We start from the raw sequence: 15,189 nt of genomic DNA on the forward strand, positions 1-15,189 counted from the left end.
CCCCCCCCCCCCCCCCCCCCCCCCCCCCCCCCCCCCCCCCCCCCCCCCCCCACGGTACTATCAATACCAGCGAGGCTCACCCGCCGGGCGCTTCTTGAAGCGCTTCATGCTCCACATGTACTGGCTCGGGTACTCGCGCACATAACGCTCGACCACCTTGCTCATGGCTGCCGCCGATTCATTCACATCGGTGCTGTACATGGCCTCTGGCGCCGCCTCCAGGAACACCTTGAAGCCCGAACCATCGGGCAGGCGCAGGGCGTGCAGGAACACCCCGACCGCCTTGCCGCCGGCGAGCATGTTCGGCACGAACTTGCTGGTCAGCGCCTGGGTCCCCAGGAACGGCACGAACACGCCTGCCGACTCGGCCGGCTCCGGGTCCGCGGGAATCCCCACCTGACCACCCCGACGCACTTCCTTGATCACGCTGAGAATGCCTTCCTTGGTCGAAGGCGCCACGCGGTTGCCCATTTGCACCCGCTGTTCACGCAGCAGGTCATCCACCGCCTTCAACTTGGGCGGGCGGTAGAAGATGATCGGTTTGCACTGGTTGCAATAGAAGTGGTTGAGCACTTCCCAGTTGCCCAGGTGGCTGGTGATGCCGACCACGCCCTTGCCCGAGGCCAGGGCCTGCTCCAGCACTTCCAGGCCGTGCACTTCCTTGACCAGGTCGAGCGAGCGCTGCGGCGGCCAGATCCAGGCGCAGGCGCTTTCGACGAACGACTTGCCGATGTCCTTGAGCGCGCGGCCGACCAGTTGCTCACGCTCGGCCGGGTCCATCTCCGGGAAGCACTTGGCCAGGTTGATGCGCACGACATTGCGCGAGCCGTTGGGGATTTTCCACATCAGCCAGCCGATACCGGCGCCGACGCGCTGCACGGCGCCCCAGGGCAGCTTGGCAAACAGGCGCAGCACCCCGACCATCAGGGCGCCCTTGAACTTTTCCACAGGCGAATTCCTTATTTCAGCAAGGCGCGCATTGTACCCCGTCAGCGCACCAGCGCGGCGTAGCGATCGCAGTCGGTGGTGTGGTCCATGACCATGCCGGTGGCCTGCATGAAGGCGTAGCAGATTGTCGGCCCGACGAAAGTGAAGCCAGCCTTCTGCAAGGCCTTGCTCATCGCCTTGGCCTCGTCGGTGACCGCCGGCACGTCGCCACGCCCCTGGAAATGGTTGATCTTCGGCGCGCCGCCGACGAACGACCATAGCCACTCGGCGGGGTTATCCACAGCCAGCCAGGCCTGGGCATTGCGGCGCACGGCCTTGAGCTTGAGGCGGTTGCGGATGATGCCAGCATCCAGCATAAGCTCCTCGATGCGTTCATCGCTGAGCTGCGACAGTTTCAGCGGATCGAAGCCGTGCAGCACCTCACGATAGCGCTCGCGCTTCTTCAATACCGTGATCCACGACAACCCCGCCTGGAACCCTTCGAGCAAAAGCATCTCGAAGAGCAACGCCGGGTCGCGCTGCGGCGTTCCCCACTCGTGGTCGTGATAGGCCTGATACAACGGATCGTCGGAACACCAAAAGCAGCGTGGCATAAGGCTCCAATAACGTAGAGGGCGAGGCGAATCGGGTATACTCCCGCTCTTTACATCCGCATCCCCAGATACAGGTGAATTTCGTGAGCCAGCCTACGCCAGCCGTGCGTACCTTCCAAGACCTGATCCTCGCCCTGCAGAACTACTGGGCAGCTCAAGGTTGTGTGGTGCTTCAGCCCTACGATATGGAAGTAGGCGCCGGCACTTTCCACACCGCTACCTTCCTGCGCGCCGTGGGCCCGGAGACCTGGAACGCCGCCTATGTGCAGCCCAGCCGTCGCCCTGCCGACGGGCGGTATGGCGAAAACCCCAACCGCCTGCAGCACTACTATCAGTTCCAGGTGGTGCTCAAGCCAAACCCGGCGAACTTCCAGGAGCTGTACCTCGGCTCGCTGAAGGCCATCGGCATCGACCCGCTGGTTCACGACATTCGCTTCGTCGAAGACAACTGGGAATCGCCAACCCTCGGCGCCTGGGGCCTGGGCTGGGAAATCTGGCTGAATGGCATGGAGGTGACTCAGTTCACCTACTTCCAGCAAGTCGGCGGTATCGAGTGCTACCCGGTCACTGGTGAAATCACCTACGGCCTGGAGCGCCTGGCCATGTACATCCAGGGCGTGGACTCGGTCTACGACCTGGTGTGGGCCGACGGCCCGTTCGGCAAGGTCACCTATGGCGACGTGTTCCACCAGAACGAAGTGGAGCAGTCGACCTACAACTTCGAGCACGCCAACGTCGAGAAGCTGTTCGAACTGTTCGACTTCTACGAAAGCGAAGCGAACCGCCTGATCAAGCTGGACCTGCCGCTGCCGACCTATGAAATGGTCCTGAAGGCCTCGCACACCTTCAACCTGCTGGACGCCCGCCGCGCCATCTCGGTGACCGAGCGCCAGCGCTACATCCTGCGCGTACGTACCCTGGCCCGGGACGTGGCGCAAAGCTATCTGCAAGCTCGCGCACGCCTGGGCTTCCCGATGGCCACCCCTGAACTGCGTGACGAAGTGTTGGCTAAGCTGGAGGCTGCACAATGAGTGCTCAAGATTTCCTGGTTGAACTGGGCACCGAAGAGCTGCCACCCAAGGCCCTGGCCACGCTGGGCGACGCTTTCCTCGCCGGCATCGAGAAAGGCCTGCAGGCCGCCGGCCTGAACTACACCGGCAAGCAGGTCTACGCCGCGCCGCGCCGCCTGGCCGTGCTTATCCGCCAGCTGGATGTGCAGCAGCCGGACCGCAGCATCAACATCGACGGCCCGCCCGTGCAGGCCGCATTCAACGCCGAAGGCCAGCCGACCCAGGCCGCCCTGGGCTTTGCCAAGAAGTGCGGCGTCGAGCTGTCGGACATCGACCAGAGCGGCCCGAAGCTGCGCTTCTCCCAGCACATTCCGGGCAAGGCCACCGCCAGCCTGCTGCCTACCATCGTCGAGGATTCGCTCAACGACCTGCCGATCCCCAAGCGCATGCACTGGGGCGCCAGCCGTGAAGAGTTCGTGCGCCCGACCCAGTGGCTGGTGATGCTGCTGGGCGATCAGGTCGTCGACTGCACCATCCTGGCCCAGAAAGCCGGCCGTGAATCCCGTGGCCACCGCTTCCACCACCCGGAAAACGTACTCATCACCACCCCGGCCAACTACGTCGAGGACCTGCGCAAGGCCCACGTGCTTGCCGACTTTGCCGAGCGTCGCGAACTGATCAGCAAGCGCACCGCAGAGCTGGCCATGCAGCAGGAAGGCACCGCCATCGTGCCGCCGGCGCTGCTGGACGAAGTGACCGCCCTGGTCGAGTGGCCGGTGCCGCTGGTTTGCTCGTTCGAGGAGCGTTTCCTCGAGGTGCCGCAGGAAGCGCTGATCACCACCATGCAGGACAACCAGAAGTACTTCTGCCTGCTGGACAGCGAAGGCAAGCTGCTGCCGCGCTTCATCACCGTGGCCAACGTCGAGAGCCGTGATCCCAAGCAGATCGTGCAGGGCAACGAGAAGGTCGTGCGCCCGCGCCTGACCGACGCCGAGTTCTTCTTCAAGCAGGACAAGAAGCAGCCCCTGGAAAGCTTCAACGAGCGCCTGAAGAACGTGGTGTTCCAGGCTCAGCTGGGTACCGTGTTCGAAAAAGCCGAGCGCGTCTCCAAGCTGGCCGCCTTCATTGCCCCGTACATCGGTGGCAGCGCCGCCAACGCTGGTCGTGCCGGCCTGCTGTCGAAGTGCGACCTGGCCTCGGAAATGGTCGGTGAGTTCCCTGAAATGCAGGGTATTGCCGGCTACTACTACGCCCTCAACGATGGCGAGCCACAAGACGTCGCCCTGGCGCTGAACGAGCAGTACATGCCGCGCGGCGCTGGCGCCGAGCTGCCGCAGACCCTCACCGGTGCCGCCGTGGCCATCGCCGACAAGCTCGACACCCTGGTCGGTATCTTCGGCATCGGCATGCTGCCCACCGGCAGCAAGGACCCATACGCCCTGCGCCGTGCCGCCCTCGGCGTGCTGCGTATCCTGATCGAGAAGCAGCTGGACCTGGACCTGAATGTCGCGGTCGAGTTCGCGGTCAAGCAGTTCGGTGCCAAGGTCAAGGCCGCCGGCCTGTCCGAGCAGGTACTGGAGTTCGTCTTCGACCGCCTGCGCGCACGCTACGAGGACGAAGGCATCGACGTCTCCACCTACCTGTCGGTGCGTGCCCTGAAGCCGGGCTCGGCGCTGGACTTCGACCAGCGCGTGCAGGCCGTGCAGGCCTTCCGCAAGCTGCCGGAAGCCGAAGCCCTGGCCGCGGCGAACAAGCGTGTGTCGAACCTGCTGAGCAAGGCCGAAGGCGCCATCGCCGATCAGGTCGAGCCGAAGTACTTCGACAACGCCAACGAGTTCTCCCTGTACTCGGCCATCCAGCAGGCCGACCAGGCCGTGCAACCGATGGCGGCCGCCCGCCAGTACAGCGAAGCACTGGCCCGCCTGGCTGCCCTGCGTGACCCGGTCGACGCCTTCTTCGAGGCGGTGATGGTCAATGCCGAGGACGCCAAGGTACGCGCCAACCGTTATGCCCTGCTCAGCCGCCTGCGCGGTCTGTTCCTGGGCGTGGCCGATATCTCGCTGCTGGGGTAAGTCGTTGAAACTGCTGATTCTTGATCGAGACGGAGTGATCAACCACGACTCCGACGCCTACATCAAGTCGCTGGAGGAGTGGATCCCCATTCCCGGCTCGATCGAGGCCATCGCGCAGTTGAGCAAGGCGGGCTGGACGGTGGCCGTGGCCACTAACCAGTCCGGTATTGCCCGCGGCTACTACCCGCTGGAAACCCTCGAGGCCATGCATGCGCGCCTGCGCGCGCTGGTGGCCGAGCAGGGCGGCGAGGTCGGCCTGATCGTGCATTGCCCGCACGGCCCGGACGAGGGCTGCGAATGCCGCAAGCCCAAACCCGGCATGCTGCGGACCATTGCCGAGCATTACCAGGTGCCCCTGGCCGGCGTGTGGTTCGTTGGCGACAGCAAAGGTGACCTGGAGGCGGCCCTGGCCGTCGATGCACAACCCGTGCTGGTAAAAACCGGCAAGGGCGAGAGGACCCTGGAAAAAGGCGTCCCGCAAACTACACTGATTTTCGACGATCTGGCAGCCATCGCCAGAGAACTTATTTAAATGAGTGCGCCAGGAACGGCGCACTTTTCATTAGGCGGGCACGCCCCGCAACGGTACATGCCACTATGTCGATCCTGCAGGCGATCAGAATCTTTCTTTTTTACCTGCTGTTGGGCACCAGTTCGCTGCTGTGGTGCTCGCTGAGCTTCTTCGTCGCGCCCTTCCTGCCGTTCCCCAAGCGCTACAAGTTCATCAACGTGTACTGGTGCCGCTGTGCGTTGTTTTTGGTGCGCACGGTCCTGGGCATCGACTACAAGATCACCGGTGCCGAAAACGTGCCGAAAGTACCTTGCGTGATCCTGTCGAACCACCAGAGCACCTGGGAAACCTTCCTGCTCTCCGCGTATTTCTCGCCGCTTAGCCAGGTGCTCAAGCGCGAACTGCTATACGTGCCGTTCTTCGGTTGGGCCATGGCCATGCTGCGGCCGATCGCCATCGATCGCAAGAACCCCAAGGAAGCGCTGCGCCAGGTCGCCAGCCAGGGCGACGAGCTGCTCAAGCAAGGCATCTGGGTGCTGATCTTCCCCGAAGGCACCCGCGTGCCCCATGGCCAGATCGGCAAGTTCTCCCGCGGCGGTACCGCCCTGGCGGTCAACGCCGGCCTGCCGGTACTGCCGATTGCCCACAACGCCGGCAAGTTCTGGCCGCGTGAAGGCTGGGGCAAGCGCCCGGGAACTATCGAGGTGGTGATCGGTGAACCGATGTATGCAGTGGGCACTGGCCCACGTGCCATCGCCGAGCTGAACGACCGCGCCCAGGCCTGGAACGAAGCGACCCAGCGAGCCATGGGTTCACTGCCGCCGCTGGCGGAAAACCCGGAGCAGCAGCCAGCCTGACGATCTGTGGATAACTTGTTAGCAAGTTTTGCATGGATGATCGTGAATACATGCTAAGTTGTTGAATTAGCTGTTTATTTCCATGTATGACGTTTTTGCTAAAATCGTGCATAAGTTTTTTCGCGCTATAAAAAAACCGGCTTTTACGCCGGTTTTTTTGTGCGCTTCTCAGACGCATGGGAGCGGGCTTGCCCCCAGAGCAATCCTCACACCTTGTCGATATCCACGTCCTTGGTCTCTTTCAGGCAGAAGATCCCCACCACCAGGCTCACTCCGGTGATCAGCACCGGATACCACAGTCCATAGAAGATATCCCCGGTGTACACCACCAACGCGAACGACACCGTTGGCAGGAAGCCACCGAACCAGCCGTTGCCGATATGGTAGGGCAGGGACATCGAGGTATAGCGGATCCGCGTCGGGAACAGCTCGACCATGACCGCCGCCAGTGGCCCGTAAGTCATGGTGGCGATCAGGATCATGGCAACGATCAGCACCACCACCATCACCTGGTTCACATGCGCCGGGTCGGCCTTGGCCGGATAGCCAGCCGCTTCGATGGCGCTGCGCATGGCCGCCTCGTCGAAGCCGTTGATGGTCTTGTCACCGATGCTCACCTGCACTTCGCTGCCGGCAGCCTCGACCGAGCTGTAGGGCAGGCCCTGTTTGACCAGGAAGGTCTTTACCTTGTCGCAGGGGCTGTCGAAACGGGCCTTGCCCACCGGGTCGAACTGGAAGGTGCAGCCTTGCGGGTTGGCGCTGACGACGATGGGCGCTTCCCGGCTGGCGGCGTCGATCTGCGGGTTGGCGTAATGGCTCAGCGCCTTGAACATCGGGAAGTAGCACACGGTGGCCAGCAGCAGGCCGACCATGAGGATTGGCTTACGCCCGATACGGTCCGACAGCCAGCCGAAGAACACGAAGAACGGCGCGCCGATCACCACGCTGATGATCAACAGGGTATTGGCCTGGGCCGGGTCCATCTTGAGCATCTGGGTCATGAAGAACAGCACATAGAACTGTGCGGTGTAGAAGGTCACCGCTTGCCCGGCGTTGATGCTGAACAGCGCGGTCAGGACCACCTTGAGGTTCGGCCAGGAGGTGAACGATTCGCGGATCGGCGACTTGCTTATCTTGCCCTGGGCTTTCATTTTCACGAACGCCGGCGACTCGTGCATGCTCATGCGGATCCAGGTGGAGATCGCCAGCAGGACGATCGATAGCAGGAACGGCAGACGCCAGCCCCAGGTCTCGAACTGATCGCCGCTGATGTAGCGACTGGCCAGGACCACGATCAACGACAACAGCAGGCCGAGTGTGGCGGTGGACTGTATGAAACCGGTGTGGAAACCGCGCTTGCCGGGCGGGGCGTGTTCGGCCACGTAAGTGGCCGCACCGCCGTATTCACCGCCCAGCGCCAGTCCCTGGAGCATGCGCAGTATGACGAGGATGATCGGCGCGGCGATACCGATGCTGGCATAGGTGGGCAGCAGACCGACGGCGAAGGTCGAGAGGCCCATCAGTACGATGGTCACCAGGAAGGTGTACTTGCGCCCGATCATGTCCCCCAGACGGCCGAACACCAAGGCGCCGAACGGGCGCACCAGGAAACCGGCGGCGAAGGCCATCAAGGCAAAGATGAACGCGGTGGTGTCGTTGACCCCTGCAAAGAACTGCTTGCTGATCACCGCCGCCAAGGCGCCATAGAGAAAGAAGTCATACCACTCGAACACTGTCCCGAGGGATGACGCGAAAATGATCTTGCGTTCCTCACGGCGGCTCGGGCTGCTCGCCACCGCACCCTGTTCCTGGATGTAATCCGACATCGTTGCTGTCCTCGGCCCTTGGGGCCACAGTGATTATTCTTGTTGTTCCACTGCCGGCAGCCGCTGACCGCGCTGCCGCTGTTGCACACACCCGGGTCAGGGCGTCGGTATCGCGTTGCTGTCGCTGAGGTTGGTCTGGGTGTTGGCCCCCTTGAGGATCAGTTGTGCCGCCTTTTCGGCAATCATCAACGTGGGTGAACAGGTATTGCCGGAGACTATCTGCGGCATGATCGAGGCATCCGCCACACGCAGGCCCGGAATACCGTGCACGCGCAGCTGGTTATCCACAACATCGAGCGCACCACTGCCCATGCGGCAGGTACCTACCGGATGGAAGATGGTGGTGCCGATCTGGCCGGCGGCCTGGTGCAGGTCTTCTTCGCTCTGCAGGGCAGGGCCTGGCAGGTACTCGCGGGGTTCGAAGGCAGCCAGGGCAGGGGCCTGGACGATGCGCCGGGTAAGGCGGATGGCATCGGCGGCCACGCGCAGGTCCTCGGGGGCGCTGAGGTAGTTGGGGTCGATCAGCGGCGCGGCATTCATGTCCGCCGAGCGGATATCGATCCGCCCCCGGCTGGCCGGGCGCAGGTTGCATACCGACGCGGTGAAGGCCGGGAACCGGTGCAGCGGCTCGCCGAAGCGCTCCAGCGACAAGGGCTGGACGTGATACTGAAGGTTGGCTGTCTCTTGCTCTGGGCTCGAACGGGCGAACGCACCCAACTGACTCGGCGCCATGGCCAGTGGTCCACTGCGGTCGTATGCATAGCGCAGGCCCATGCCCAGCTTGCCCCACAGGCTGTTGGCCATCTGGTTGAGGGTGCGCGTGTTCTGGATCTGGTAGATCAACCGCAGCTGCAGATGGTCCTGCAGGTTGCCGCCGACACCAGGCATATCGTGACGCACGGCGATGCCCAACCCTTCGAGCAGTTTGCGTGGGCCGATCCCCGAGCGCTGCAGGATCCCGGGCGAACCGACCGAACCTGCACAGAGAATAATCTCGCGGCGTGCCGCGAACTCATGCCATGCACCTTGCCACAGCGCCCTTACAGCCCGGGCGCGGGTGTTGCCGAGCAACACCTGGTCGACCTGCACGCCGGTCAGCACGGTCAGGTTCGGGCGCTTGAGAATGGGCCTGAGAAATGCCTTGGCCGAGTTCCAACGCACACCGCTGCGCTGGTTGACCTGAAAGTATCCACAACCGGCGTTGTCGCCTGTATTGAAGTCGTCGATCCTGGCGATGCCGCTCTGTTCGGCCGCATCGCGAAAGGCATCGAGGATCGGCCAGCTGTAGCGCTGCTGCTCGACCCGCCATTCACCGTCTGCGCCATGGCTATCGCTGGCACCGGCATAGTGGCTCTCGCTGGCCTTGAACAGCGGTAGCACATCCTTCCATGCCCAGCCTTCGTTGCCTTGCTCGGCCCAACGGTCATAGTCGGCGGCCTGGCCGCGCATGTAGATCATGCCGTTGATGGATGAACAGCCACCCAGCACCTTGCCCCGCGGATAGCCCAGGGCACGCCCGTTCAGCCCAGGCTGGGCCTCGGTCTTCATGCACCAGTCGGTACGTGGATTGCCGATGCAGTAGAGGTAACCGACGGGGATATGAATCCAGGGATAGTTGTCACGGCCACCCGCCTCGAGCAGCAACACGCGGCAGGATGGATCGGCGGACAAGCGATTGGCCAGCAGGCAACCGGCGGGACCGGCACCCACGACCACGTAGTCGTAGACAGAATCGGCTGATGGCATGTGCAACCTCGCGCCTGATTATTATTCTTGTCCCGATCCATCTTATTGATTAATTTCGCGGAGGAAACACGAGATTTCGCGCAGCCGTTGTGCGTTTTAGCACAGCGACTATCCGATTGTGGGAGCGGGCTTGCCCCGCGATGGCTTCGACAGCCAGCACATCCAAGGACGCCCATGTTCGACTGGAACGATCTGCGGTTTTTCCTCGAGTTGCAGCGCAGCGGCCGCCTGCTTAGCGCCGCCAAGCGCCTCAACACCACCCACAGCACCGTGGCCCGGCATATCGAGAGCATCGAAAAGCACCTTGGTACCGCGCTGTTCGTCCAGCACGCCCAGGGCTACGAGCTCACCCCCTCGGGCCAGGCCCTGCTCAAGCATGCCGAAGCCATGGAGAACGTCGCCTTGCTGGCTCAGGAAGAGATCACCCAGGCCATCACGCCGCTGGGCAAGATCCGCCTTGGCGTGACCGAAGGCATCGGCATCATGTTCTTCACTCCGCGCATGAAGGCACTGTTCCAACGTTACCCGGGGCTGGAAGTGGAACTGGTGGCGGTGCCTCGGTTCGTGAGTATCCTCAACCGCGAAGCCGAGATCAGCATCCACCTGGAACGACCCAACGCTGACCTGCTTATCACTCGCAAGCTCACCGACTACCGTCTCGCCCTGTACGCCAGCCAGGAATACCTGAATCAAGCGCCACCGCTCGACACGCGTGAAGATCTGGCCCGGCACAACTGGATCGGTTATGTCGACGACCTGCTGTTCAGCCAGGAACTGCTGTTCCTCAACAGCTTCTGCCGAGCGCCGAACGTGGTGTTCCGCAGCACCAGCGTGATCGCCCAGCAGCACGCCGCCCAGGCCGGGCTGGGTATCGCCGTGCTGCCCAACTATATGGCCCGCCACGATCCCAAGCTGGTACGCGTGCTGCCCGGCGAGACCATCCAGCGCAGCTACTGGATCTGCACTCGCCGCGAGCTGCACAAGTCAGTGCGCCTGCGCGTGGTGTGGGATTACCTGCTGGCGCTGTGCGCCGCCGAACAGGATGAGTTGCTAGCCGAGTAGCGCCTTGCCGGCGAGCAGCACGGCAGCGCCGCAGCCCACCACGGCGAACAGCTGCTGCAGGCGCGGACCGGCAAGCTTGCTAGCCAATGGCCGCGCCAGCAGCAAGCCCAGCACCGCCCCTGCGGCGAACGGTGCGCCGACCCACCAATGCATCACACCCGCCACGCTGGCGCTGACCACACTGCCAGTGGACACCAGGGCGATCACCGCCAGCGAGGTGGAGACGATACTTTGCATGTTCAGGTTGGTGTAGCGGTTCAAGGCAGGAATGATCACGAAGCCGCCACCGACGCCCAACAGGCCAGACAGCAACCCCGACAGCATCCCGGTGAACGCCAGTGCCCGGGCGCAGGGCAGGGTCCAGCGCAAGCGCCCCTGCAGCGGGTTGAGCACGCAGGGCATGATCTCCCGTTCGCCGCAGGGTGACTCGCCACGCAGCTCACGTGCTGCCTTGCGCCATATCCGCAAACAGGCGTACACCAGCACCCCGGCGAAGACCAAGGCCAACGGTGTGTTGGACACACGGTGAGCGAGCATCAAGCCGAACGGCGCACAGGCAATCCCGATCAGCGCGATGAACAGTGCCGCCCGATAACGCACCAGCCCCTGGCGCAGGCCGAGCACCGCACCGACTGCCGCCGCCAACCCCACGGCCAGCAGGCCGATCGGAGCCGCCTCGACCATGCTCAGACCCAAGCCGAACACCAACAGCGGCACCGCGAGGATGCCGCCACCGGCGCCAGTCAGCGCCAACACCGCACCAATGATCGCGCCGAGCCCGGCGCCCAGCAGTTGGTGCTCGATCACTGTTGCGCCTCGACCACCAGAGGTTGCGGCCGGGCCAGCCACTCGCGGCCCTTGAGCATGGCCTTCCAGTACAGCGGCGGCAGGATCTGCGCCTTGAGCAGCCAGGCCAGGCGAGTTGGCTTGCGGCCATCGAGCAGCCACCGCGGGAAGCTCGGTGCCAGCTTGCCGCCGTAGGTGAACTCGGCCAGGACGATCTTGCCACGCTCCACTGTCAGCGGGCAGGAGCCATAGCCATCGTATTGCGCGAGGGTCGCGAGCCGACCAAGCGCGACCAGCACATTGTTGGCCACCACCGGTGCCTGCTTGCGGGCGGCGGCGGCGGTCTTGGCGTTGGTGGTATTGGCCACGTCGCCCAGGGCATGGATATTGCCAAACTGGCGATGGCGCAAGGTGTGCGGGTCGACGTCCACCCAACCCGCCGCGTCGGCCAGCGGGCTCTGACGGATGAATTCAGGCGCCACCTGGGGCGGAACCACATGCAACATGTCGAAGGCTTCGACGCGGGTCTCGGTAGTGCCGTCGGGGAGGGTGCGCACGAACGTAGCGCGCTTGTTCGCGCCATCCACCGCCGTCAGGCGATGCTGATAGTTCAGGTCGATGTCGTACTTGTCGATGTAGCTCATCAGCGCCGGTACATAGTCCGGCACACCGAACAGCACCGCGCCGGCATTGAAGAAACTGGCCCTCACGTTGCCCAGGTGGCCGCTGCGCAGCCAGTGGTCACATGACAGGTACAGCGCCTTCTGCGGCGCCCCGGCGCACTTGATCGGCATCGGCGGCTGGGTGAAAAGGGCGCGCCCCTGCTTGAGGTCCTGCACCAGTTGCCAGGTATAGGGCGCCAGGTCATAGCGGTAGTTGGAGGTGACGCCGTTGCGCCCGAGGGTCTCACTCAAGCCTTCGATGGCATTCCAATCGAGCTTCAAGCCCGGGCAGACCACCAGCTGTTCATAACTGACAGCGCGACCACCCTCGAGCAGCACCAGTTGGCCCTGGGGATCGAAGCCGTCCACCCGCGCCTTGATCCAGCGCACACCGCGGGGCAGGGTGGCGGCCATGGTCTGGGCGGTACTCGACGCCTTGAACACACCGGCACCGACCATGGTCCAGCCGGGCTGGTAGTAGTGCACATCGGCGGGGTCGATCAGGGCAATATCCAGCGAAGGATCACGGGCGATCAGGCTGGAGGCGGTGGCGATACCGGCGGCACCGGCGCCGACGATCACCACCTTGTGGTGGTCGGCACGGGAGGAATCGGCAGGGGGCAGGGCAGGCATGGCAGTGTTCCTTGGAAATCTCGTTATGGGTACGGCGTGACTTACAGCTTGTTCAGCGGGATCTTCAGATAGCTCACACCGTTTTCTTCAGGTTCGGGGAATTGCCCGCTGCGCATGTTGATCTGCACCGACGGCAAGATCAGCACGGGCATGTCGAGGGTCTTGTCACGGGCTTCGCGCATCTGCACGAAGCTGTCTTCGCTGACCCCTTGATGAATATGGATGTTGTCGGCGCGTTGCTCGGCCACGGTGGTGACGAAGCACAGCTCACGGCCACCAGGCAGGTAGTCGTGGCACATGAACAGCCGGGTCTGGTCCGGGAAGGCGAGCAGGCGACGGATCGACTTGTACAGGGTTCTTGCGCTGGCGCCCGGGAAGTCGCAACGAGCGGTGCCATAGTCGGGAGTGAACAATGTGTCGCCGACGAACACGGCGGTCTCACCCGCATCCTCGATCATATAGCTCATGCACGCCGGGGTATGCCCAGGGGTGTGCAGGGCACGGGCATGCAGGTTGCCGATGCGGAATCCTTCTTCATCTTCGAACAGCACGTCGAACTGACTGCCGTCCCGAGCAAAGCCCGGTTCGGCGTTGAACAGGGTGCCGAAGACTTTCTGTACCTGGGTGATCTGCGCACCGATTGCGATGCTGCCGCCCAGCCGCGCCTTGAGGTAGGCCGCCGCGGACAAATGGTCGGCGTGCACATGGGTATCCAGGATCCATTGCACCTTGGCATCCAGCGCCTCGACGCGGGCGATCAGCTTATCCGCCGAATCGGTGCAGGTGCGCCCGGACTTGGGGTCGTAATCCAGCACGCTGTCGATCAGCGCGCATTGCCGCGTCTCGCCATCCATGACCAGGTAGCTGATGGTCCAGGTCGCCTTGTCGAAGAACTCTTCAACGTGAAGGTTGTTGCCGATGATCATTGCACTCTCCAGTTGTCCCAAGCCTCCTTGAAGGCATAGGCAGTGGGAGGTGCTTTATCAAGATGCATGCCAGCCTTTCAGATAGACGCCTTCCCCCCGTAGGAACGGTCTCGAGCCGCGAAGGGCGCGCAGCAGCCCTCATTCCAGCAACCCAAAGGTGACAGTTCCTGGCAGTCGACTGTCAGCCGATGGCAGTGTTTGGCAGTCCTTGTTACGCTCGCCAGGTCCTTCCTCTGGTGCTGTCATGCTAGCCGCTTCCCATCCCGCGATCCTCGCGCTGGTGTCCTACCTCGAACACGATGTGCTGCCCAGCATCGTGCTGGACACCGACTACAACATCCTCGCTGCCAACGCGGCCTACCGTCGCCAGTTCGGCAATGAGGAGCACGCGCCAATCGGCGATAAGTGCCATCGGGTTTCCCATCACTATGCCGTTCCCTGCGACCAGGCGGGTGAACACTGCCCGCTGCGCAAGTCGCTGGACAGCAAGGTGCCCGAGCGTGTGCTGCACATCCATCACACTCCACGCGGGCCTGAACATGTGGATGTAGAACTGCGTCCGATCCTCGACGACGAGGGCAGGGTGGTGGCGTTCGTCGAGCGGCTGACCAGCGTCACCCTGGCATCGGCACAACCTCAACAACAGGGTTTGGTTGGCCGGGCTCCGTCCTTCAAGAACGCCGTTTCCAGTCTGCAGCGTGCCGCCCCCGCGCAGATTCCGGTCTTGCTCCAGGGTGAATCCGGGACGGGCAAGGAGCTGTTCGCCCGGGCCTTGCACCTGGGCAGTCCCCGAGCCAATGGCCCTTTGGTGGTGGTGGACTGCACCGGGTTGACCGAGTCGCTGTTCGAAAGTGAACTGTTCGGCTATGAGAAGGGCGCCTTCACCGGCGCGACTCAGCGCAAGATCGGCCTGGCAGAAGCGGCTCACGGTGGAACCTTGTTCCTCGACGAGATCGGTGAGGTGCCGCTGGCCATGCAGGTGAAGTTGCTACGTCTGATCGAGTCCGGAAGCTTCCGTCCGGTCGGCAGCACGCGCACAGTCCATTCAGATTTCCGTCTGGTCTCGGCCACGCACAAGCCATTGAAAGAGATGGCCGCCGAAGGGACATTCCGCGAAGACCTGTATTACCGCATCAGCGGATTTCCGATTCGCCTGCCGTCACTACGTGAGCGAGTCGAGGATTTGCCGTTGCTCTGTGAGAGCCTGCTGCAACGCATGGCCGGCAAGCACGCGCCCAAGGTTAGCCCTGAGGCACTCGAACGCCTCGTTCTTCATACCTTCCCAGGCAATATTCGCGAGCTCAGAAACATACTGGAGCGGGCGCGATTGTTTGCGGATGATGGATTGATTCGTCCCGAGCATCTTCCGGAGGAGCTCCATCCGACTACAACGCAACCTGTTAACCGGGGACGCGGAAGGAACAAGATGGCCGATCTGGCCCATGCCTTGGAAACCTTTAACGGCTCTCGCAGTGAGCTGGCTGACCACCTTGGGATGAGTGAACGTACGCTGTACCGTCGACTAAAGGACTTGGGGATTTCGTAGTTCCACGTGGA

At 63.1% G+C, this 15,189-nt stretch carries 13 protein-coding genes; 6 read left to right on the forward strand and 7 right to left on the reverse strand.

The annotated features are described in order from the left end of the window. Window positions 1-60: 60 nt before the first annotated feature. A complete protein-coding gene (locus tag ACODS9_RS10120; RefSeq protein ID WP_258599658.1) occupies window positions 61-948 on the reverse strand; it encodes a lysophospholipid acyltransferase in 888 nt (295 codons plus the stop codon). Between the two features lie 41 nt (window positions 949-989). Next, window positions 990-1,541: a DNA-3-methyladenine glycosylase I gene (locus ACODS9_RS10125; protein WP_046853579.1), complete on the reverse strand. Its 552-nt coding sequence runs from the start codon at window positions 1,539-1,541 to the stop codon at window positions 990-992. Window positions 1,542-1,624: 83 nt separating this feature from the next. On the opposite strand from ACODS9_RS10125, the gene glyQ reads away from it, so the two are divergent. The 4 genes from glyQ to ACODS9_RS10145 all read left to right on the forward strand — a co-directional run bounded on the left by glyQ (window position 1,625) and on the right by ACODS9_RS10145 (window position 5,991). Next, window positions 1,625-2,572: a glycine--tRNA ligase subunit alpha gene (gene glyQ / locus ACODS9_RS10130; RefSeq protein WP_023629852.1), complete on the forward strand. Its 948-nt coding sequence runs from the start codon at window positions 1,625-1,627 to the stop codon at window positions 2,570-2,572. Next, on the forward strand, window positions 2,569-4,623 hold the full coding sequence (gene glyS, locus ACODS9_RS10135; protein ID WP_401108084.1) for a glycine--tRNA ligase subunit beta: 2,055 nt from the start codon (window positions 2,569-2,571) through the stop codon (window positions 4,621-4,623). Before glyQ ends, glyS begins: the two co-directional genes overlap by 4 nt. Window positions 4,624-4,627: 4 nt before the next feature. Then, window positions 4,628-5,155 (forward strand): D-glycero-beta-D-manno-heptose 1,7-bisphosphate 7-phosphatase, encoded by a 528-nt coding sequence (gene gmhB, locus ACODS9_RS10140; protein WP_401108081.1) that lies wholly within the window; start codon window positions 4,628-4,630, stop codon window positions 5,153-5,155. Window positions 5,156-5,220: 65 nt separating this feature from the next. Then, a complete protein-coding gene (locus tag ACODS9_RS10145; protein ID WP_489093852.1) occupies window positions 5,221-5,991 on the forward strand; it encodes a lysophospholipid acyltransferase family protein in 771 nt (256 codons plus the stop codon). A 206-nt stretch (window positions 5,992-6,197) separates the two neighbouring features. Here the strand turns inward: ACODS9_RS10145 and ACODS9_RS10150 are convergent, their stop codons facing one another. Both ACODS9_RS10150 and ACODS9_RS10155 read right to left on the reverse strand, forming a co-directional pair. Next, a complete protein-coding gene (locus ACODS9_RS10150; protein WP_489093853.1) occupies window positions 6,198-7,817 on the reverse strand; it encodes an MFS transporter in 1,620 nt (539 codons plus the stop codon). 96 nt (window positions 7,818-7,913) lie between these two features. Continuing rightward, the gene (locus tag ACODS9_RS10155) at window positions 7,914-9,563 is read right to left on the reverse strand and encodes a GMC family oxidoreductase (protein WP_401108076.1); all 1,650 of its coding nucleotides are present in this window, start codon (window positions 9,561-9,563) and stop codon (window positions 7,914-7,916) included. Between the two features lie 174 nt (window positions 9,564-9,737). On the opposite strand from ACODS9_RS10155, the gene ACODS9_RS10160 reads away from it, so the two are divergent. Continuing rightward, window positions 9,738-10,625: a LysR family transcriptional regulator gene (locus ACODS9_RS10160; protein ID WP_046857656.1), complete on the forward strand. Its 888-nt coding sequence runs from the start codon at window positions 9,738-9,740 to the stop codon at window positions 10,623-10,625. On the opposite strand, the gene ACODS9_RS10165 is transcribed toward ACODS9_RS10160, so the two are convergent. The 3 genes from ACODS9_RS10165 to ACODS9_RS10175 are packed head-to-tail and all read right to left on the reverse strand — an operon-like array spanning window position 10,614 to window position 13,632. Next, complete coding sequence (locus ACODS9_RS10165) at window positions 10,614-11,432, reverse strand: sulfite exporter TauE/SafE family protein (protein WP_401108073.1); 819 nt, start codon at window positions 11,430-11,432, stop codon at window positions 10,614-10,616. The two genes, ACODS9_RS10160 and ACODS9_RS10165, sit on opposite strands and share 12 nt — an antisense overlap. Further along, window positions 11,429-12,706: an NAD(P)/FAD-dependent oxidoreductase gene (locus ACODS9_RS10170; RefSeq protein ID WP_489093854.1), complete on the reverse strand. Its 1,278-nt coding sequence runs from the start codon at window positions 12,704-12,706 to the stop codon at window positions 11,429-11,431. Before ACODS9_RS10170 ends, ACODS9_RS10165 begins: the two co-directional genes overlap by 4 nt. Before the next feature lie 41 nt (window positions 12,707-12,747). Beyond that, entirely contained in the window at window positions 12,748-13,632 is an 885-nt protein-coding gene (locus tag ACODS9_RS10175; RefSeq protein WP_401108067.1) for an MBL fold metallo-hydrolase, read from the reverse strand. Between the two features lie 244 nt (window positions 13,633-13,876). Between ACODS9_RS10175 and ACODS9_RS10180 the strand changes: the two genes are divergently transcribed. Beyond that, window positions 13,877-15,178: a sigma-54 interaction domain-containing protein gene (locus ACODS9_RS10180; protein WP_401108064.1), complete on the forward strand. Its 1,302-nt coding sequence runs from the start codon at window positions 13,877-13,879 to the stop codon at window positions 15,176-15,178. The last annotated feature ends 11 nt before the right edge of the window (window positions 15,179-15,189 follow it).

The sequence above is a fragment of the Pseudomonas sp. FG36 genome (assembly GCF_057809275.1).